The following is a 20,413-nucleotide window of genomic DNA, read 5'->3' as shown; positions in this document are numbered from 1 at the left end:
ATCTCCCAGCTGTTCTCCGGCCATCGCCTGGTGATCATCCCGCAACTGATCCGCGCCAGCGGCCATGAGCTGCTGGACTTCCTCGAACAGCATCAGGTGCATGCCTTCGATTCCACGCCGTCGCAGCTCGACACCCTGCTCGCCGCCGGCCTGCTGGAACGTCAAAGCTACCAGCCGGTGAGCGTGCTGCTCGGCGGCGAGGCGATCAACGCCGCCACCTGGGAGAAACTGCGCAACTGCCCGACCATCCGTTTCTACAACATGTACGGCCCCACCGAATGCACGGTGGACGCCACCATCGACCTGATCCGCGACCTGGGCGAGCGCCCAAGCATCGGCCGGCCGTTCGCCAACGTTCAGGTCCACGTGCTGGATGCGCGGGGCGAGCCGGCACCGCTGGGCGTGGCCGGGGAAATCCACATCGGCGGTGTCGGCGTGGCCCGGGGTTACCTGAACCGGCCGGAACTGAGCGCCGAGCGCTTCATCGCCGACCCGTTCGGCAGCGCGCCGAACGCACGCCTGTACAAGACCGGCGACCTCGGCCGCTGGCTAGCCGACGGCACCCTGGAATACCTGGGTCGTAATGACTTCCAGGTGAAGATCCGTGGGTTCCGTATCGAGTTGGGCGAGATCGAAAACGCCCTGGTGGCCTGCCCGGGTATCCGTGAGGCTGTGGTGATCGCACGTGAAGACGACCAAGGCGACTCGGACAGCAAGCGCCTGGTCGCCTACGTCTGTGGTGAGCCGGTCCCGGCCGAGCAACTGCGCAGCGCGCTATTGGCCGGCCTGCCCGAATACATGGTGCCCAGCGCCTTCGTGCACCTCGATGCCCTGCCCCTCACCGCCAACGGCAAGCTCGACCGCCGCGTCCTGCCCGAACCAGGTCAGGACGCCCTGGCGAGCAAGGCCTACGAGGCGCCCCAGGGCGAGACCGAAATCGCCATTGCCGAGATCTGGAAAGGGCTGCTGCACCTGGATCAGGTGGGTCGTCACGATGGTTTCCTCGAACTCGGCGGCCATTCACTGCTCGCCGTGCAGTTGCTCTCGCGACTGCGCCGCAAGCTGGGCGCGCGGATTACCCTGCGCGAGCTGTTCGATGCGCCAACGGTACGTGGCCTCGCCGCGCTGGTACATGCGGCATCGCCAACCGAGGCGGCATCGATCCCACTGGCCAATCGTTCGGGTCGCCTGCCGTTGTCCTTCTCCCAGCAACGGCTGTGGTTCCTCGATCACCTGGATCATGCCGCCGGCGCGGCCTATCACCTGCCGCTGGCCTTGAGCCTGAACGGTGTACTGGACGCAACGGCATTGCAGGCGACCCTCGACCGCCTGGTGGCCCGTCATGAAACCCTGCGGACCCGCTTTGAACTGGTGGACGGCGAGCCGGTGCAGAAAATCGCCCCGGCCGACAGCCGTTTCCAGCTGGAACACCAGGACTTGCGCGGGGTGCCGGCCGATGAACGCCAGGCGACCCTGGAGCGCATCGGCCAGGCCAACGCTACGCAGTTGTTCGAGCTGAACCACGGGCCGCTGATGCGCGGTCACCTGGTGCAGTTGGCAGACGAAGAGCATGTGCTGTTCATGACCTTGCATCACATCGTCTCCGATGGCTGGTCCAACAGCGTGCTGGCCCGTGAAGTGAGCGTGCTCTACAGCGCATTCACCCAGGGCCAGAAGGATCCACTGCCGCCCCTGGCGCTGCAATACGTGGATTACGCCGCCTGGCAGCGACAATCCCTGTCGGGGTCGGCGCTGCAAGCGCAGATCGACTTCTGGCGGCAACACCTGGAGGGAGCGCCCGCGCTGCTGAACCTGCCGCTGGATCGCCCGCGTCCTGCGATCCAGAGCTATGCCGGCGGCATTCTCGAATGCGCTTTGTCGCCGTCCCTCAGCGCCGAGCTGCGGGCGTTCAGCCAAGCCCAGGGCACCACCTTGTTCATGGTGCTGCTGGCCGGCTGGTCGGTGCTGATGAGTCATTTGAGTGGCCAGCACGACGTGGTGGTCGGCACACCGGTCGCCAACCGTCAGCGTCCGGAACTGGAGGCATTGATCGGGTTCTTCGCCAATACCCTGGCGCTGCGGGTCAGCACCGGCCGTGACCGCCGCATCGACGAACTGCTGGCGCGGATCAAGGACCTGACGCTGGCCGCCTATAACCATCAGGACCTGCCGTTCGAGCAGGTGGTGAGTGCGCTGCAACCGACCCGCAGCATGAGCCACAGCCCGCTGTTCCAGGTCATGTTGAGCCTGGACAACACGCCGGCGGCGCCGTTGCAATTGCCAGGGCTTGCGGTGAAAACCCTGGAAAGTCCGCACCAGACCACCCAGTTCGACTTGTCGCTGTCATTGATCGACAACGGCGAGCGGATCAGCGGCAGCCTGCAATACGCCAGCGACCTGTTCGACACCGCGACAGTGCAGGACATCGCCGGGCTGTTCGCCAGGGTCCTGGAAAACCTGGTGGCCGACCCACGGCAGTCCATTGCCCAGGTGCTGCAGAACACGCCGGCGCTGGTTCGCTCGCCCCATGGGCAAGCCCTGGCCGATCTCGTCCAGGACGCCCCCACTCCGGCACAGCCTTACGAGGCGCCCCAAGGCGACACCGAGTTGGCGATCGCGGCCCTCTGGCAAGACCTGTTCAAGCTGGAGCGCGTCAGCCGGCACGATGACTTCTTCAGCCTGGGAGGCATCTCGCTGATGGCGGTGCAGATGGCGTCCCGCCTGCGCAAGGTCCTCGGCAAGCCGATTGCGGTGCGCGACCTGTTTGTCGAACCGACCCTTGCCGGCTTCGCCCGGACACTCGATGGCCAGGCCCGACCCGGCAACCACAGCAACCTGGTACCGATTCGTCGCACAGGTTCCCAGCGGCCGCTGTACCTGGTCCACCCGTTGGGCGGCGAGGTGCAATATGCGCGGGACCTGGCGCCTGCGCTGGATCCGCAACTGCCCGTCTACGGCCTGGCCGCCAGTGGCCTGGTCGCGGGCGAGGCGCCGCTGGGCGATGTGCCGGCCATGGCGACTCGTTATCTGGCAGCGATCCGGCAGGTCCAGGCGCAAGGACCGTACCGGATTGCCGGTTGGTCCGCCGGTGGTTTGATCGCCTACGAAATGGCCCGTCAGTTGCTGGCCGGCGGTGAGGCGGTGGAGTTCCTCGGCATCATCGACGCCTCCGCACGCCCGGACCCGGTGCCAGCGCAATCGATCAGCGAGGCGCAGTTCTTGATGGCCTGGCTGCCGGAACGGATCGACCCCGATCTGCTCCGGCAACTGGGCGAACTGGCGGAACACTCAGCCATCGATGCGATGCTGACGCTGTGCATCACCCACCGCCTGTTACCGGAAGAGCTGCCCCATGACATCGATGCCGCCCTGCTGCGCACCCACTTGGCGGTTGCCTATGCCATGCGACTGGCGATTGGTGCCTACGTCAGCCCACCCAGCCCGCTCAAGGTGTCGCTGTTCACCGCGAGCGAACAGCAACGCCTGGACCCGACCCTGGGCTGGCGCGCGCTGCTCGATGGCCAAGTCAGCGTGACAGCGTTGCCCGGCACCCATAACACCCTGGTCAAGGCGCCTCATGTGACCAGGCTGGGCGAAGCGATCAGCCAGGCGCTGAACGCCAGCACGGCGACATAGGGCCATGGGGTAACGCGCTTGCTCGCGATGACGGTGGGTCAGTCGACGGAGACGTCGACTGACCCACCACCTTCATAGCCGGCGTGTCACCCGTCAGGTGTCCCTGTTTTCCGCTACAGACTTTTCCTATCTGCAACCGCTTAATCCCCCCTCAGGCTGAATCGTTTTTGTGGATGGATTCCACGGACGGTTATCTGATCGCCGCCGATCAGGGCTGCAGCAAACCGCACGAGCACTCTGGAGGGATCTTATGCACGTGATCATTACAGCCATCGGCTCTGCCGGTGATGTTCATCCATTTGTCGGCATCGGCCGTACGCTGGCAGCACGTGGGCACCGGATAACGTTTTGCGCCAGTGCGGCGTTCGCCCCCTTGATCGAGCGCTGTGGTTTCAGCTTTCTTCCCTTGGGGACCCGCGAGGAATACGACGCGGTCATGGCTGATCCGGCGCTGTGGCATCCGCGAACGTCACTCCCAACGTTGTGGAACACAGTGGCCAGCACACTGCGTGAACAGTATCGGCTGCTGGAGCAAGCCTGTGACGACGAGACCGTCATGCTGGGTTCGCTGTGGGCGTTTTCGGCGCGGCTGCTCAGGGAAAGACACGGTATCCCGTTGGTCACCGCACAGGTCTCGCCGTTCGGCTTCTGGTCGGCCCTCGCCCCCTCTACCCATCCGCCGGGAACGAACCTGCCGGCCTTTGTGCCTTATCCGGTCAAACGCCTGCTCATGGGGTTCATCGAACGCGCCTTCCTGGACCGGACCATGGCCCCGCAGCTCAACAGCTTTCGCCGCGAACTGGGCCTGGCCCCCACCAAGCGCATCATCAGCCAGTGGATTTCCTCGCCCGACCGGGTGCTGGGATTGTTTCCGGATTGGTTCGCCCCGGTGCAACAGGACTGGCCGAGCCAAACGGTGCTGACCGGTTTCCCGTTATTCGATGAGTCCGGGTTCCAGCAAACGGATGCCGAACTGGACGACTTCCTGAACGACCATGCGCCGGTGGTGTTTACCCCCGGTTCGACCATGGTCAACAGCGCGCAATATTTCAGCGCCGCGATCCAGGCACTGAAGTCGATCAACCGCCGCGGCGTGTTCCTGACCAGCCAGCCGGTGGACCCGAGCGTATCGAACAAAGGCAGGATCCTGGTGCGACGCTACGTGCCGATGAGTCGCATCCTGCCCCGCAGCTCGGCGCTGGTGCATCACGGCGGCGTCGGCACAACGGCGCTGGCGATGGCCGCCGCGGTGCCGCAGATCGCCACGCCGTTCGCCCATGACCAGTTCGACAATGCGGCCCGGATGGAACGGCTGGGGTGCGGCGTACGCGTTTTCCCCCCGGCTTCGGGCGAGTCCCTGGCCGCTGCGCTGGACAAGGTGTTGAACAGCGCCGAGGTGCGCGAGCGCTGCGACCGCTATCGCAAACTGCTTGCGGACGGCGACAGCGCCTGTGAAGCAGCGGCACGCCAGATCGAGACACTCGCTCGCACTGCAACCACCTCCCGCGTCGCTTAATCAGCGATAGCCCCGCGATTGACTATGTGCTGCCAGCGGCCCGGCCCTGGCATCACTCCTTTGATTCGTTTCATCGGGCCAACGGACCGGCCCACGGAGATCCCCATGACTCAGGCCACGTCCACTGCGAATGAGCAGAACGTGCTTCACCCCCTCACCGCCCCACAACTGGATATCTGGCTGGACCAGGTGCTGCACGACGACAGCCCGCTGTACAACATCGGCGGCTACGCCCGTATCAACGGCCCGGTCGATGCCGTCAGGTTGCAAGAGGCCATCAACCAGGTGGTCAGTCGTCACGACGCGTTGCGGATCGGATTGGTGCCCGGCTCGGCCGATCACCCGTTGCCGCGCCAACGCTTCCTCGACTCGGTCGGCGCCACACTGGCCCTGCACGACGTATCCGCACACGACGATCCCCATGCCAGCGCCTTGACCCTGCTGCAAAACGACTTGCACACGCCGTTTTCCTTCGACAGCGGCTTGCTGTTACGCGCAGCGCTGCTGAAAGTGAAAGAAGAACGCTATTATTTTTACGTCAACTGCCACCACTTGATCATCGACGGCTGGTCCTTCGCCATGATCGGCCGGGCAATCAGCCAGGCCTACACCGCCCTGCCGGATCCGACGCAAACCGCGACACCGGCACCGACCTATCAGGCCTATGTCGAGCAGCAGGCCATCGACAAGGACTCGCCGTCCTTCCAACGCCAACGCCAATACTGGCTGGACAAGTACCGCACCCTGCCCGACCCCTTGCTCGCGCCGCGCTACCAGAGTCGCTTCGAACAGCGCCTGGCACCCAGCCGCAACCATGCCTGGCGCCTGCCGCGGGGGCTGTACAACCGTCTCGGCGAGCAGGCGAAAGCTTATGGCCAGGCGACAGTCTTCCACGTCATGCTGGGGGCGCTGTACAGCTACTTTGCCCGCGTTGCCCAACGCGATGAGATCGTGATCGGCCTGCCGATCCTCAACCGTGCCAATGCCGCACACAAAGCCACGGTCGGTCTGTTCGTCGGCATGAGCCCGGTACGCCTGAGCCTGGGCACCGACCTGGGTTTTGGCGAGCTGGTCGGCCAGATAGCCCAGACACTCAAGCAGGATTATCGCTACCAACGCTATCCACTGAGCGAACTGAACCGCGAACTCGGGTTGCAGAACCTGGGCCGACGCCAGTTGTTCGACCTTGTGGTCTCCTACGAACAGGATCAGGACACCTGGTACGGATCGGCGCCCGCGCAACCGGTCAAGCTCAGTAATGGCTATGAACAGATGCCACTGGCGATGCACGTGCGCGAGTCCGCACCGGACGACGACGTCTGGATGCATTTCATCTACAACGAGGCGTACTTCGAACCGCCACAGATCGAGGCCTTGCAACACCGGTTCATGGGCATCCTGCACGGCGTCGCCGCCGATTTCGATGTGCGGGTCAACACCCTGGACCTGATGCCGCCGTCCGAGCGCCGGCAGGTCCTGCACGAATGGAACCGCACCGGCGTCAACTACCCCAGGGACGTACTGCTCCATCAGTTGATCGAGGCCCAGGTCGCGGCTCGCCCCCATGCCATCGCCGTGCGTTTCGAAGAACAAGCGCTGACCTATGACGAACTGAACCGGCAAGCCAACCGGCTGGCCCACGCCCTGCTTGAGACAGGCATTGTCCCGGACACGCGTGTCGCCATTTGCCTGGAGCGCAGCCTGGAAATGGTGACCGGCCTGCTGGGCATCCTCAAGGCAGGTGCCGCCTATGTGCCGCTGGACCCCGGCTACCCGGCCGACCGCCTGGCCCACATGCTCAGCGACAGTGCACCCGGCGCGCTGGTCACCACCGGCGCGTTACGGGCGCGCCTGCCGGACATGACGGTGCCAGTGCTGTGCCTGGACACCGATCAGCCACGCCTTGCCCGGCAACCGGTACACAACCCGGATGCCACTGCGCAGGGGCTGACACCCCAACACCTGGCGTATGTCATTTACACCTCCGGCTCCACGGGCCTGCCCAAAGGGGTCATGAACCGGCATGACGGGGTGGTGAATCGGTTGCTCTGGGCCCGCGACGCCTATGGTGTCGATGCACACAGCCGCGTCCTGCAAAAAACCCCGTTCAGTTTCGACGTGTCCGTCTGGGAGTTCTTCCTGCCGTTGCTCAGCGGCGCGCAACTGGTCGTGGCCGCGCCCGGCGGGCATCAGGACCCTCGCTATCTGATGGACATCATGGCGGGCGCCGGCATCACACTGCTGCATTTCGTCCCGTCGATGCTGCAAGTCTTCCTTGACCAGGTCGAGCCCCAGCGCTTGCCGAGACTCAAGCAAGTGTTGTGCAGCGGCGAAGCGTTGCCGCACACCCTGCAGAAGCGCTTCTTCGAACACTTGCCCCACGTACAGTTGCACAACCTCTATGGCCCCACTGAAGCCGCCATCGACGTCACGGCATGGCATTGCCGGCCCGACCTGCACGAGGGCATCGTGCCAATCGGCCAGCCGATCGCCAACACCCAGATGTATGTGCTCGACGCGAGCCTGCAACTGCTACCCCCGGGTATCGCCGGTGAACTGCACATCGGTGGTATCGGTGTCGCGCGAGGCTATCTGAACCGCCCCGAACTGACCGCCGAACGGTTCATCCTCGACCCGTTCCAGGCCGATCCCCAGGCACGCCTGTACAAGACCGGCGATCTGGGCCGCTGGCTGCCCGATGGCAGCATCGAATACCTGGGGCGCAACGATTTCCAGGTGAAGATCCGCGGCCTGCGCATTGAACTGGGCGAGATCGAAGCGCGCCTGCTCGCTTGCGAAGGCGTCAAGGACGTGGTGGTGATCGCCCGCCAGGACCCCGAAGGCGATGCCTACCTGAGTGCCTACTGGCTGAGCGACCCGGGTTGCTCGCCTTCGGTCGCCGCCTTGCAGGCAACGTTACGCCAGCAAGTGCCGGACTACATGGTGCCCAAATATCTGGTCGAGCTCGAACAGTTCCCGCTGAACGTCAATGGCAAGCTGGACCGCAAAGCCTTGCCCGAACCCGCCACGGCCTGGGGCAGCACCGACGCGACCGCACCGCGCACGTCGCTGGAACAAGCCCTGGTCGATCTCTGGCAAGACAACCTCAAACGGCCGGTGCCCGGCATCCACGACAATTACTTCATGCTCGGCGGCGACTCCCTGAAGGTCATTCACTTGCAGATCAAGGCACGCGAACAAGGAATCGCATTGACGCTGGCACAGGTGTACCAGCACCCGACCATCGCTGAACTGGCCCAAGCCCTGCAGGCCCAAGGAGAGACAGAGGCCGCTGTGCTCCCCCTGGCGAACGTGGCGCCTTTCGCCCAGGTCACACAGCAGGTCCGCCTCGCCAGCGAAGGCCTGTTCGACGACGTATTCGCTGCATCGCAACTGCAGGTCGGGATGATCTATCACTCGATGATGCACCCCGAGTCGGCGATCTATCACGACATCTTCCGCTACCGCCTGCGCCTGCACTGGGATGCGCCGGCCTGGGACCGGGCGTGCCGGGCGCTGATCAAGCGCCACCCGGCCTTGCGCATGTCATTCGATATCAGCCACGCCGAAGCGCCCATGGCGCGGGTTCATTCAACGGTCGAGCCGCCCGTACAAGTCATCGACGCCGTCGCGCTGAGCCGCGAAGCACAGGCGCAAGCCGTTGCCGACTACATCGAGGCGCGCAAACAGCATCGCGAAGACTGGCATCAGGCACCGCTGTATCAGTTCGGGGTGTTCGTCGCACCGGAGGAAATCGAGCTGGTGTTCAGTTTCCACCATGCGATCCTCGACGGCTGGAGCGTGGCCACCTTGATGCGTGACCTGATCGCCCTCTACACCTCGGCGCCCGGGGCCGACGGGCTGCCGGCGCTGACCACCACACCGGCCGATTTCGCTGTCCTGGAACAGGCCGCCATGGCAGACGACGCCCATCGCCGGTTCTGGCGCGACTACCTGCACGACGCCCCCGCCGCGTCCATGATCAGCTGGGTCCACGTGGTGGCCCCGGACGCGACACCGCACCGCTCGGTCTATCGTGAAATCCCCGTCGCGCAGGTGGCGCGGCTCGAAGCGTTCTGCCAGGCCCAGGACCTGCCGATGCGCGCGGTCCTGCTGGCGGCCCACGGTTTCGCCCAAGCCATTCTCTCCAACCAGAAAGAAGTGCTGTGTGGCGTCATCCGCCATGGCCGACCGGAATTCGAGGATGCCGCGTCGATACTGGGCCTGTTCCTCAACACCCTGCCCCTGCGTTTCAGCACCGTCGGACAGAATTGGCTGGAAGTGATCCAGGCCTCGATGGCCCAGGAGCAGCAGGTATTCGCCCATCGGCGCTACCCCTTCGCCCTGATACATCGAGAAACCGACGTGGCCCTGAACGTGGTGTTCAACTACGTCGATTTTTATGTACTCAAGGACATGCTCGCCTCGGAGGAGCAGATCCTGACCGATTGGCAAACCACCGAAGCCAGCAACTACGACTTGCTGACCACGCTCGGCCGCCACCCGGCCAACGGTTCGCTGCTGTTGAAAATGGACTACCGCACCGCGCGCGTCGCCACCAGCCAGGTCGAGGCATATGCCGACTACTTGCTGCGCACGCTGGAGGTGATGATCGCCACCCCCGAGGCCGAACCCCGCATACCGTCATGGTTGCCGCAACGGGCCCAGCGCGCGCCGGAGCCGGTCACGGCAAGGTCCCAAGGCAATTTGTCGAGCCTGTTGCTGGACAGTTTCGCCCGCCATGAGGAGCAGACGGCCTTGAGTTTCGGCCAGGTCCGCCTGACCTACCGTGAACTGAGCGACGCCTGCGCCAGGCTGGCGAGCTGGCTGCACGACCACGGCATCGGCCAGGGAGACCGGGTGGCGATCATGATGCCGCGCTCGCCGGAGCTGATCGTAGCCCTGCTCGGCGTCATCCAGGCCGGGGCCGCGTATGTGCCGATCGATCTGAGTTACCCCCAGGACCGCATCCGACTGATACTCGAAAACTCCCAGCCGAGCCTGGTGTTGTACGCCGATGCCTCGGCCCAGCTCGCCACGGCATTGGCGGGCAAGCTCGCGACGCGCCATTGGGACAGCGTGGAGGCCGAATTCGATGGGCAGCCGACACGCGGCCACCACCTGGTCGCCGCCATCGCCGCGAACATCGCCGGTGAAGACAATGCCTACTTGCTCTACACGTCTGGCTCGACGGGGCGCCCCAAAGGTGTCGCCATGCCGCACCGGGCCTTGACCAACCTGATTGGCTGGCAGACGCGCCAGCACAGCGGCCCGGCCGCGCAGCTGAAAACCCTGCAGTACTCGCCCATCTCGTTCGACGTGTCGTTCCAGGAAATTTTCTCCACGCTGGGTTGCGGTGCAGAACTGGTGATGATCGACGAGGGGTTGCGCTATGACTTCATCAGGTTGCTGGGGTTTATCGACGAGCAAAACGTCAATCGCCTGTTCCTGCCCTACGTCGCGTTCCAGGGCCTGGCCGAGGTCGCCCTGCAGTTGGGTATCCGCCCCGTATCGCTGCGCCAGATCAGCGTGGCCGGCGAGCAGCTGAAAATCACCGGTGAAATCCGCGAACTGCTCGATGGCCTGGAAGATTGCCGACTGGAAAACCATTACGGCCCGACCGAAGCCCATGTGGTTACCCACCTGACCCTCGAAGGCGCCACGGCGACCTGGCCGAGCATGCCCCCCATCGGCACACCGATCGACGGCGTGCGCATGCATGTCCTCGATCCGGCGGGCAATGTTTGTCCGGTCGGGGTCACGGGCGAGCTGTTCATCGAAGGCATCTGCCTGGCGAACGGTTATTGGAATCGTCCCGACCTCACCGACCAGCGCTTTGTCTATCGCCAGCTTGAAGGCAAGATCCGGCGGCTGTATGAAACCGGCGATGTCGGCTTCTACTTGCCTTGGGGCGACCTGGTGTATCAGGGCCGTAGCGACGCACAGGTCAAGATCCGTGGCTATCGCGTCGAGCTGGGCGAGATCGAGGTGGCGATGCTCGGCTCCACCCGGTTCGGCGCCGACATCCAGCAAGTGGCGGTTATCGACAAACCGGCGGCAGACGGCAGTCGCTACCTGGTGGGCTTCGTCCAGGCCATGCCGGACCGAGCGCCGGACCTGGATCAACTCAAGGCCGAGCTGCGCCTGACCCTCCCCGACTACATGGTCCCGAATACCCTGGTGAACATCACGCAACTGCCGCTGGGGCCCACCGGCAAGATCGACCGTCGGCAGTTGCAGAAGGTGGAGGTTCAAAACACCCTGCTGCGGCCATTCACCGCGCCCCGCAATGCCTGGGAAGACCTGCTGCAAGCCTACTGGCAGGAAACCCTGGAGCTGGAGGACATCAGCGTCCACGACAATTTCTTCGAACTGGGGGGCAATTCGCTCAAGGCTGTACGACTGGTCGCCATGCTGGCCAGGCACCAGGGCCTGGCACCGTCATTGTCCGACTTCATCCAGGCCCCGACGATCGCCGAGTTCGCCCAGGTGCTGCAACAGACCGAAGCCGTGACCACCGACACCGGCGCACTGGTGGACTTCAAGAATGCCCCGCAGGCACCGACGCTGTTCCTGGTGCACCCCATCGGTGGCCACGTGCTGTGTTATGCGGCACTGGCACGCGTCCTCAAGGACCAGGTGCATGTGTACGCCCTGCAGGCGCCGGGGACTTGGGATGGTCGCGAACCGCTGCAATCGGTACAGGCCCAAGCGGCCTATTACGCCGACGCCATTGAGCAGGTCGCGCCTCAAGGCCCCCTGGATATCGGTGGCTGGTCGTATGGCGGCGTGGTGGCGTATGAACTGGCGAGCGAGTTGCAGCGTCGCGGAAGACGCCTGCACAACGTGTTTCTGCTGGACACCATCGTGCGCGTCAGGGAAGGCGAGGTCCGGATAGAGCGCAGCGAATTCATGAACTGGTTCATGTGGGAACTGCTCAGCGGCGACGGTCAGAAGGAGTATGCCTACCACGCCCTGGACTTCTCTGGCATGACCGACCCGCAGGCGTTCGAGGCGATCCGGCAGCACGGCATCGGCCAAGGCATTTTCGACCCGACCATTGCCCGACAAACGCTGGAACAACTGTTCCGGGTGTTCCATGCCAACTGGCAAGGGTTGCTGGACTACCGCTTCCCGCCACTGGATTTGCCGGTCACCTTGTTCGCCGCGGACGTCGAGCTGCCTGACGTCCTCCAAGCGCCACATGAACAGGTGGGCACGGCGTTTCGCGACCCCTACCGCGGCTGGCGTTCGATTGCGCCGCAGGTGCAGCGAATCGCCGTGGAAGGCGATCACCTGAGCATGATGCGCGAGCCGCATATCGAACGGGTGGCAGCCTTCATCACGTTGCGCATGGAAACTGCCCGAGCCAGGAGCGGCAACGCCCTGAAGGTATTCGCATAGCGTGACCGACTGTCCCGATGACGGCGTCGGCCCACCGGCGCCCTTGATCAATACGCCCGCGGGTTGCGGGCTCGAAACAGGTGCAACAGCATGACAGAACCCAGGAAGGCCATCGTGGCCGGTGCCGGTATCGGCGGGCTGACCGCGGCGATTGCGCTGCAACGGGCGGGTTGGCAAGTCCAGGTCTACGAGGCGGCCCAGACCCTGCGCACCGGTGGCACCGGCTTGTCCGTGATGGCCAATGCCATGGCGGCGCTGCATTCGATCGATGCCCATGTTCCCGTGGAACAGGCCGGCCAGGTGATCCGCCATTTTTCCTTCAAAAAACACAATGGCGATCCCATTGCCCGCATGCCGATCCATGAGATCGGCGAACAACTGGGTCACCCCAGCGTGAATATCCAACGTCCTCTATTGTTGCGCGCCCTGGCGCAGCAACTGACGCCCGACACCCTGACCACCGGGCTACGCTGCGTAGGTTACGCCCATCGCCCGGACGGTGTGACGGTGCAGTTCGAAGACGGCAGCACCCGGGAGGCCGACCTGCTGATTGGTGCGGATGGCTTGAACTCGGTGATCCGTCAGCAAATGCTGGGGGAGACACCGACGCGTCCCTCAGGCTATGTCGCCTGGTTGGCGGTGACGCCATTGAGCCATCCGGTGATGACCGAGGGCTACGTGGCGCACTATTGGGGGCGTGGCAAGCGCTTCGGGCTTTGCGACGTGGGGGATGGCCAGGCGTACTGGTGGGGCACCTGCAATCACGCCAACGCGACGGATGCCGCGTTGAACATCAGTAAACAGGAAGTGCTCGGCACCTATGCCGGCTGGGCACCGGAAGTGATGGCCGCGATCGAAGCCACCCCCGAAAGCGCCCTGCTGAAAATACATGCCCGGGACCGCCAACCCGTGAAGCGATTCTGTGACGGGCATGTGGTGCTGCTGGGCGACGCCGCCCACCCGATGCTACCCAGCCTGGGCCAGGGCGCGGCGCAGGCCATCGAGGATGCGGTGGTGCTGGCCGATCGCCTGGCGCGAACGGCACATCTGCGCGACGCGCTGGCGGACTATCAGGCGTATCGACATCCACGGGCCAACGGGATCGTCAACGCCGCGCGTTTCATGAGCGGCATCGAACAGGCCGAGTCGCCCTTCGCCTGCTGGCTTCGGGAGTGGTACTTCCGGCTGACACCGCAGAGCAGCCTGCGCAAGAAGAACCTCGAGATCCTGTCCTTCAAACCCTGTACCTGACCCCGGCAGGGGTAGACCGGACCGTTCCCGGTGACACCACCCAGGGTTGTTGCCTCAACCCTGCACCGGATCGCGTCAATGACAAAAAACGCCTGACGGATAGACAAAAAATGAAAAAAAATCCATAAATGCGAATCCTTCCACCGGAATTGGAATTTAAATTCCGACCATTTTCTGTCAGAAAAGCCTAGCGACGAGGTCATCAATAAACAGCTGACGCCTGGAAGATAATTTTAAAAATTAAAGTAACACTTTGTTTTTTATACAAAAAATCATAAAAACCAGGAACCCGTAAGGCTCGCAATCCGGGAAATCCCCCTACACCAGAGAGGTATTTTTGTCAGGAATCGTCAACGTAACAGCGTCAGTTCAGTGACACGGGATGTCCCTGTTTTCCCTTACAGACTTTTCCTACATGCAAACGCTTAATGACCCCTACCGGCTGAACCGTTTTTTTGTGAATGGATTCACAGGTGACAATTGACCCAGGTATCAAATCCAGAAGTAGCTTCAGCATTTTGGGAAGCGGTCGGATTTTCTTCCGTCAACGATCACTGAAATGCGGAGCATTTTCGAAGTATGCAGGTAAGCACAATGAATCGACATGCGTATATTGAAGGTGCCGAGAAATCGCACCTCTACGTAGAGCTAGGAAGGCTGATTTCAAGTGTCGGACACGAGAACTTCTTGACCAACATGCACCAACTGATCGAAACGACGGTGCCTGTCAGTCGACTCGAATTGAGCGAATGGACGGTCGACGATACCCAATCGAATGTCCTGGATGTGCAGCTGTTGGGCTGTGCGGGCCAGGAGAAAAACCCGCAGATGCAGTCTGTCTGCCCGACCACTGCGATACAGCGCAACGATCACCCCCTGGTCAAGCGAGTGCTGGAAGTGGACGACGCGCTGTTGATCCATCTGGGCGCGCGGATGAAGGACGAAAAAGGCAACAACTGCCTCGGCACCTCCCATCAGTGCAGCCTGATTTCGCGCAAGGCCAATCGCCGCTGCGTGATTTCCTTGCACCGTCCCCAGGGCAATCGCGACTTTTCCCTGCAGGAACTGTCGTTCTTGAAGTACCTCTCCGAGACACTTCTGCCGTTGGCGGAGCGCCATGCCCACTTCAATCGACAGGCATCTGTCAAAACCCTGGGCACCAGCGGGATCCACGTCCTCAATGCCGCGGAACAGACGCAGTTGCAACGCGACTTCGACGAACGCCTGAGCCCCTGCGATGTGACCCTCTCAGTGCGGGAAAAGGAGGTTTGCCTGGGGCTGCTGGCCGGTGGGACCGTGCCGGAGATAGCAGAAAAACTACGGGTCAAGAACAGCTCCATCGAAACCTATCTCAAACGCGCCGCCGCCAAACTGGGTGTCAGCGGACGACATGGGCTGGCGAAATGGATGATCGGTTCATGACCGTCCGCCGCGGGCGACCGCGGACTCAACAGAACCCGCCTGCCTGCGCCTCCGGGGCCTGAGCAGGCAGCACAATGAGACAGGTCGATGCATAAACTCTTGAGCCCCCTGGCCGCCGCAGCCTTCATGCTCGGTGGTTGCTCGCTGATCCCCGACTACCAGCGCCCCGATGCGCCGGTGGCCGCGCAGTACCCGCAGACGTCCGCTTATGCGCCGGCCCTGTCGGGGCCCCTGGCGGCCGACCAGGGATGGCGCGATCTGTTTCGTGACCCGGTGCTGCAACGACTGATCGAAAGTGCCCTGCTCAACAACCGCGACTTGCGGATCGCGGCGCTGAACGTCGAAGCCTACCAGGCGCAATACCGGATTCAACGGGCCGATCTCTTCCCGGCGATCAGCGCCAATGGCAGCGGTTCTCGCCAACGGTTGCCGGCCAGCCTGACGGGAACCGGCAATGCCGCGATCAGCAGCTCGTACTCGGCAACACTGGGGATCAGTGCGTATGAACTGGACCTGTTCGGGCGCATACGCAGCCTCACCGACCAAGCCTCGCTGATCTACCTGTCCAGCGAAGAAGCCCGCCGCAGCACGCAACTGAGCCTGGTGGCCAGCGTGGCCAGCGCCTACCTGACCTGGCGGGCCGACCAGGAACTGCTGACCCTGACCCGCGACACACTCCAGTCTTACGAAGAGAGCCTGCGCCTGACCGAGCGCAGCAATCAGGTCGGCACCGCGTCGGCCCTGGCCCTGAGCCAATCGCGTACCTCGGTGGAAGGCGCCAGGGCCAGCCTGGCCCAATTCCAGCGCCAGGTCGCCCAGGACCTCAACAGCCTCACCTTGCTGGTCGGGACGTCGGTGGCCGACGACCTGCCCGCCCTCCCGCTGGCGTCCGAATTGCTGAGCGAGGTGCCGGCGGGCCTGCCTTCGGATCTGTTGCAACGTCGTCCGGATATCCTCGAGGCCGAGTACCTGCTGCAATCGGCCAACGCCAACATCGGTGCCGCCCGCGCGGCTTTTTTCCCGAGCATCAGCCTGACCGCCAACGCCGGCACCTCGAGCGATGAGTTGTCCGGGCTGTTCAAGGGGGGCTCGGGCAGTTGGGTGTTCCAGCCACAGATCAACCTGCCGATTTTCAACGCCGGCAGCCTTCGGGCAAGCCTGAACTATTCGAAAATCCAGAAAGACATCCGCGTGTCGCAATACGAGAAAGCCATCCAGACCGCCTTCCAGGAAGTCTCCGACGGCCTCGCGGCACGCAAGACCTACAAGGATCAGCTGATCGCGCAAAACGATCTGGTGCAGGCGAACCAGGACTACTACCGCCTGGCGCAACGGCGCTATCGCATTGGCGTGGACAGTAGCCTGACCTTTCTCGATGCCCAGCGCTCGCTGTTCAGCGCCCAGCAAACCCTGATCGTCGACCGGTTGGCGCAACTGCTTGCCGAGGTCAACCTGTACAAAGCCCTGGGTGGCGGTTGGGTTGAAAGCACAAACAAAGTGACTGTGAGGTGACCGCAGATGGACACATTCGAACCTGGCGAGTTGGTCCGCTTACGCTCGGGAGGCAAGACGATGGTGGTCAAGCATTCTTCGTCGATCTGCCAGTTGCCCGATACCTTGTTGCTGCTGTGTGAGTATCGGGCCAAGAACCGCCTGGTGCAGGGTTTCTACGCCGTACGCGATCTGATACCCGCGTCACGGATCCTGGCAGCGAAAGATCCCGAGGCGGGTTAAACCGTACGCGAGTACTGGACGCTCTGGTCGGTTTGCAGATAGGCATCGAACGCCATCGCAACGTTACGCATCATCAATTGCCCCTGGGGCAGCAGCACCAGGGTGCTGTCGCTGACCTCCAGCAAGCGGTCCTGCACCAGTTCCTGGAGCCGGCGCAACGCATCGGCAAAGTACTCGGTAAAACGAATGCCGTGCCCGGCTTCGATCCGAGCGAAATCGATGCGTCCATGGCACATCAATTCGCTGATGACCTCGCGCCGCAAGCGGTCATCGTCGCTCAACCGATAGCCACGCTGTACGGGCAACAGGCCCTGATCCAGGCGTGCGTAATACTGGGAAAGCTCCTTGACGTTCTGGTTGTAGCTGTCACCCACCTTGCCGATCGAGGACACGCCCAGGCCAATCAAGTCACAGTCGGCGTGGGTGGAATAGCCCTGGAAATTGCGCTGCAAGGTGCCCTGGGCGCGAGCGCGCACCAGTTCGTCGTCCGGCAGGGCGAAATGGTCCATGCCGATGTAGACGTAGCCGGCCTCGGTCAGGCGGTTGATGGTCAGTTCGAGCAATTCCAGCTTGCGTTCCGGCGGCGGCATGTCTTCGGGCCGGATCATCCGTTGCGCCCGCACCCGTTGCGGCAGGTGCGCGTAGCTGTAGGCCGCGATCCGGTCCGGACGCAGGGCGATGATCTTGCTCAGGGTGACGTCGAAACTGGCAATGGTTTGCAGCGGCAGGCCATAGATCAAATCCACGCTGACAGACTTGAAGCGAGCCTGGCGGGCCGCCTCCACCAACTCGGCGACCTGCTCCTGGCTTTGCACCCGATTGACCGCGGCTTGCACCTGGGGGTCGAAATCCTGGATGCCGAAGCTCAGGCGATTGAACCCCAACTCACGCAACCCACGTACCTGCTCGGCGCCAACCGTACGAGGGTCGACCTCGATGGAAAACTCATGGGCGTCGCTGTCGTCCATGTCGAAGGCTTCGTGCAGGCACGCCATCAGCTCGGCCAGTTGCTCGTGGGTCAGGTAAGTCGGCGTACCGCCCCCCAGGTGCAGTTGGGTCAATTTGCGCGAACGGTCGAACAGACTCGCCTGCAAGGCGATTTCGCGCTTGAGGTACGTCAGGTATTCCACTGCGCGGTGGGTCTTGCGGGTGATGATCTTGTTGCAGGCGCAGTAGTAGCAAAGGCTCTGGCAGAACGGAATGTGGATGTACACCGAGAGCGGCTTGGGCAGCGCAGCCTCGTTACTGCGCTGGGCCGCCTGGCGGTATTCATCCATGGCAAACGCCTGGTGGAACTGCGGCGCCGTGGGATAGGAGGTGTAGCGCGGCCCTGGACGGTCATATTTTTCCACCAGGGCACGATTGAAACCGGATGCAGCTTTCATGAGGGGTTCAACTTTTCAAAGGAGTAAGGGCCCGCATCATCCGGACCGGGGTCGAACAGGTTGCAGATCGCATCCACGTTCAGGCGTCCCGCCGGCAGAATGCCGATGAAGCGGTGCGACAATTCGATCAGTCCCTTGTCATGCAAGGCCTCCAGCAACGGCCAGATGGAGGCGAAATGCTCATGGAACACCAGGCCGAAACGCGCTTCGATGGCCGGGATGTCCAGTTCCAGATCACAGGACAGTTGCTCGGTCACGGCCGCCCTGACTTGGTCCTGCTGCTCACAGCGCCAGCCGCGAGCCACCGGTAATTGCCCGGCGTCCAGCTGTTGGCAGTATTGAAGCAGGTCATCGGTGTTCTGCACGTACAGGTGCTCGATCTGGGTGATGGCCGCCAGGCCGAAACCCACGTGGTCACAGCAACCATGCCGGGTGAACCCCAGGCAATTGCGGTGCAGGCGCCCGTGCTCCTGGGCAACCGCCAGGTCGTCGTCGGCGCGGACGAACTGCCCCAGGCCGATGTAGTGATACCCCGCGCCGATCAGCTGTTCGCAGCAGATCCTGCGCATGGCGTCCTTGTCGGCCTGGCTGCAAAACGCGCCGGCGATCCCGGCGTTTTTCGAGCGATAACGATAAGGCGCCCGCGAGTAGTCGAATACGTGCAGGCGATCGGGCTCCAACTCGATCAACGTCGCCAGTTTCAGGGCGAAACTCTGGGGCGTCTGCCAGGCATGGCCATAGCCCAGGTCAATGTTGATGGAGCGAAAACCAAAGGTACGCGCCGCATCGATCAGCGAATGAATCGGTGCCGGGTTCTGGTAGCAATCCACGGACAGGTCGCTGTCCATGCCGATGTCGGGCACACCGATGCTGACGTGGGTAAACCCCTGGTCGCGGATCAACCCCATGGTGGACCAGTCCGTGTGGTGCAAGTCCACTTCGATGCTGTGGTCACCGCTGTCGTATTCACAAAAATCGAAGCGTTTGCGCAGATCGCCCATCAGCCGTTGCAGATGAGCGATCACCGGCGTGCCGCCGGTCAGGCAGAATTGCTCGACCCGCCGTCCGGTGCCGAGGTGACAACCCACCAGTCCCATTTCGTAGCTCAAGCGTTGCAGGTACCCCTCGATCTCGCCGCATTGGCAGATACTGGCGAGCGGCGAACAGGAGGCCAGTCGCAAGCGCGAAGGCAGGTGCACCGCCAGTGACAGCGGTCGGCGTTTCTGACGGCTGTTGCGCAAGCCCCGCAGCAGGTCGAGGGAGCCGACACCGCCGTGGAACCTGCCCGTGCCGACCGGACAATCCAGGTCCGTCACCACGGGAGCACGCCCGAAGGGGCGCTCACCGAGGGTATGAAACAGGTCGAACATGACGATCTCCGAGTAGCTGCACGCGGCCATTGTCCGATGTAACCGGCCCAGCCACCTTGACCTGTATCAAGCGCCTTGAAACCCGTGGCCTGCACCTACCAGGCAACGTAGAACATGGCCTTGGCCAGCAGCACGATCGCCAGCATGTGCAGGAATACGCTGGTGTGGATGATATGGACGTAACGGGCGTTCATGCGCCCGCTGCGAAACAGCCACATGGCCCACAGGAAATGCCCCAGGACACTGCACGCCAGCAGGATCTTCAACCCCAGCAGCAAGCCGAAGGAGGACTGCAATGGCGTCAGCAACAGCGGCCAGTACCGCAACCAGACCATCCCGACGCCGGCACCGAACAGCAACAACAAGACCCAGGGCATCAACTGCCGGGCACGCCGGCTGATGCCCTGCTCCAGTAGCACCATGACCTTCACGGGCAATTGTTTGCGGATGCTTTCGAGAAACAGAACCTCGAAGAAAACCGTGCCGATGAACACCAGCGCGGCGAACAGGTGCAGGGTCAGCAACAGCGGATAGATCATGGGGTGCCTCGACCACCTGAACGTTTATTGGAGGCTACCGCGCAGGCCCCGGGTTGGGGTTGATGCCAATCAAGGAAACCCCAGGTCGATGCCCACCACACCCGGGTGCAGCTCAGAACGCTGTGGGAGCCGTCCCCCCTGTGGGAGCAAAGCTTG

General features: G+C 63.0%; 10 protein-coding genes. 7 read left to right on the top strand and 3 right to left on the bottom strand.

Translation table 11 applies throughout. The features are described 5' to 3' along the window. The 7 genes from N4Q37_RS26385 to N4Q37_RS26355 all read left to right on the top strand — a co-directional run. Positions 1-3,636, top strand: a 3,636-nt coding sequence (locus N4Q37_RS26385; RefSeq protein ID WP_260963126.1) for a condensation domain-containing protein, incomplete at its 5' end; no start/stop codon positions are given. A 250-nt stretch (positions 3,637-3,886) separates the two neighbouring features. Then, on the top strand, positions 3,887-5,152 hold the full coding sequence (locus N4Q37_RS26380) for a glycosyltransferase (RefSeq protein WP_260963125.1): 1,266 nt from the start codon (positions 3,887-3,889) through the stop codon (positions 5,150-5,152). A 105-nt stretch (positions 5,153-5,257) separates the two neighbouring features. Continuing rightward, positions 5,258-12,556: an amino acid adenylation domain-containing protein gene (locus N4Q37_RS26375; protein ID WP_260963124.1), complete on the top strand. Its 7,299-nt coding sequence runs from the start codon at positions 5,258-5,260 to the stop codon at positions 12,554-12,556. Between the two features lie 90 nt (positions 12,557-12,646). Then, the gene (locus N4Q37_RS26370; RefSeq protein ID WP_260963123.1) at positions 12,647-13,807 is read left to right on the top strand and encodes an FAD-dependent monooxygenase; all 1,161 of its coding nucleotides are present in this window, start codon (positions 12,647-12,649) and stop codon (positions 13,805-13,807) included. 594 nt (positions 13,808-14,401) lie between these two features. Beyond that, the gene (locus N4Q37_RS26365; protein ID WP_260963122.1) at positions 14,402-15,229 is read left to right on the top strand and encodes a helix-turn-helix transcriptional regulator; all 828 of its coding nucleotides are present in this window, start codon (positions 14,402-14,404) and stop codon (positions 15,227-15,229) included. Positions 15,230-15,316: 87 nt separating this feature from the next. Further along, the gene (gene adeC / locus N4Q37_RS26360; RefSeq protein WP_260963121.1) at positions 15,317-16,741 is read left to right on the top strand and encodes an AdeC/AdeK/OprM family multidrug efflux complex outer membrane factor; all 1,425 of its coding nucleotides are present in this window, start codon (positions 15,317-15,319) and stop codon (positions 16,739-16,741) included. A gap of 6 nt (positions 16,742-16,747) precedes the next feature. Beyond that, positions 16,748-16,963, top strand: coding sequence for a hypothetical protein (locus N4Q37_RS26355; protein ID WP_260963120.1), 216 nt, complete (start codon positions 16,748-16,750; stop codon positions 16,961-16,963). Here the strand turns inward: N4Q37_RS26355 and hemN are convergent. The 3 genes from hemN to N4Q37_RS26340 form a co-directional block, all read right to left on the bottom strand. Next, positions 16,960-18,348 (bottom strand): oxygen-independent coproporphyrinogen III oxidase, encoded by a 1,389-nt coding sequence (gene hemN / locus N4Q37_RS26350; RefSeq protein ID WP_260963119.1) that lies wholly within the window; start codon positions 18,346-18,348, stop codon positions 16,960-16,962. The two genes, N4Q37_RS26355 and hemN, sit on opposite strands and share 4 nt — an antisense overlap. After that, positions 18,345-19,718 carry a coproporphyrinogen III oxidase gene (locus tag N4Q37_RS26345; protein WP_260963118.1) on the bottom strand — a complete coding sequence of 458 codons (1,374 nt, stop codon included), beginning with the start codon at positions 19,716-19,718 and terminating at the stop codon, positions 18,345-18,347. The genes hemN and N4Q37_RS26345 overlap by 4 nt, the downstream gene beginning before the upstream one ends. 95 nt (positions 19,719-19,813) lie before the next feature. Then, complete coding sequence (locus N4Q37_RS26340; RefSeq protein ID WP_260963117.1) at positions 19,814-20,257, bottom strand: CopD family copper resistance protein; 444 nt, start codon at positions 20,255-20,257, stop codon at positions 19,814-19,816. Between the last annotated feature and the right edge of the window lie 156 nt (positions 20,258-20,413).

This window comes from Pseudomonas citri (assembly GCF_025336485.1).
In the GTDB taxonomy this organism is placed as follows: domain Bacteria; phylum Pseudomonadota; class Gammaproteobacteria; order Pseudomonadales; family Pseudomonadaceae; genus Aquipseudomonas; species Aquipseudomonas citri.
Note: the sequence above shows the minus strand (reverse complement) of the source record. Positions and strands in the feature narration are given on the sequence as shown.

What these genes read in the sequence shown, in the direction of transcription:
- N4Q37_RS26380 (WP_260963125.1), top strand. Translation starts at nt 3,887, where the DNA reads ATGCACGTGATCATTACAGCCATCGGCTCTGCCGGTGATGTTCATCCA.
- N4Q37_RS26375 (WP_260963124.1), top strand. Translation starts at nt 5,258, where the DNA reads ATGACTCAGGCCACGTCCACTGCGAATGAGCAGAACGTGCTTCACCCC.
- N4Q37_RS26370 (WP_260963123.1), top strand. Translation starts at nt 12,647, where the DNA reads ATGACAGAACCCAGGAAGGCCATCGTGGCCGGTGCCGGTATCGGCGGG.
- N4Q37_RS26365 (WP_260963122.1), top strand. Translation starts at nt 14,402, where the DNA reads ATGAATCGACATGCGTATATTGAAGGTGCCGAGAAATCGCACCTCTAC.
- adeC (WP_260963121.1), top strand. Translation starts at nt 15,317, where the DNA reads ATGCATAAACTCTTGAGCCCCCTGGCCGCCGCAGCCTTCATGCTCGGT.
- N4Q37_RS26355 (WP_260963120.1), top strand. Translation starts at nt 16,748, where the DNA reads ATGGACACATTCGAACCTGGCGAGTTGGTCCGCTTACGCTCGGGAGGC.
- hemN (WP_260963119.1), bottom strand. Translation starts at nt 18,348, where the DNA reads ATGAAAGCTGCATCCGGTTTCAATCGTGCCCTGGTGGAAAAATATGAC.
- N4Q37_RS26345 (WP_260963118.1), bottom strand. Translation starts at nt 19,718, where the DNA reads ATGTTCGACCTGTTTCATACCCTCGGTGAGCGCCCCTTCGGGCGTGCT.
- N4Q37_RS26340 (WP_260963117.1), bottom strand. Translation starts at nt 20,257, where the DNA reads ATGATCTATCCGCTGTTGCTGACCCTGCACCTGTTCGCCGCGCTGGTG.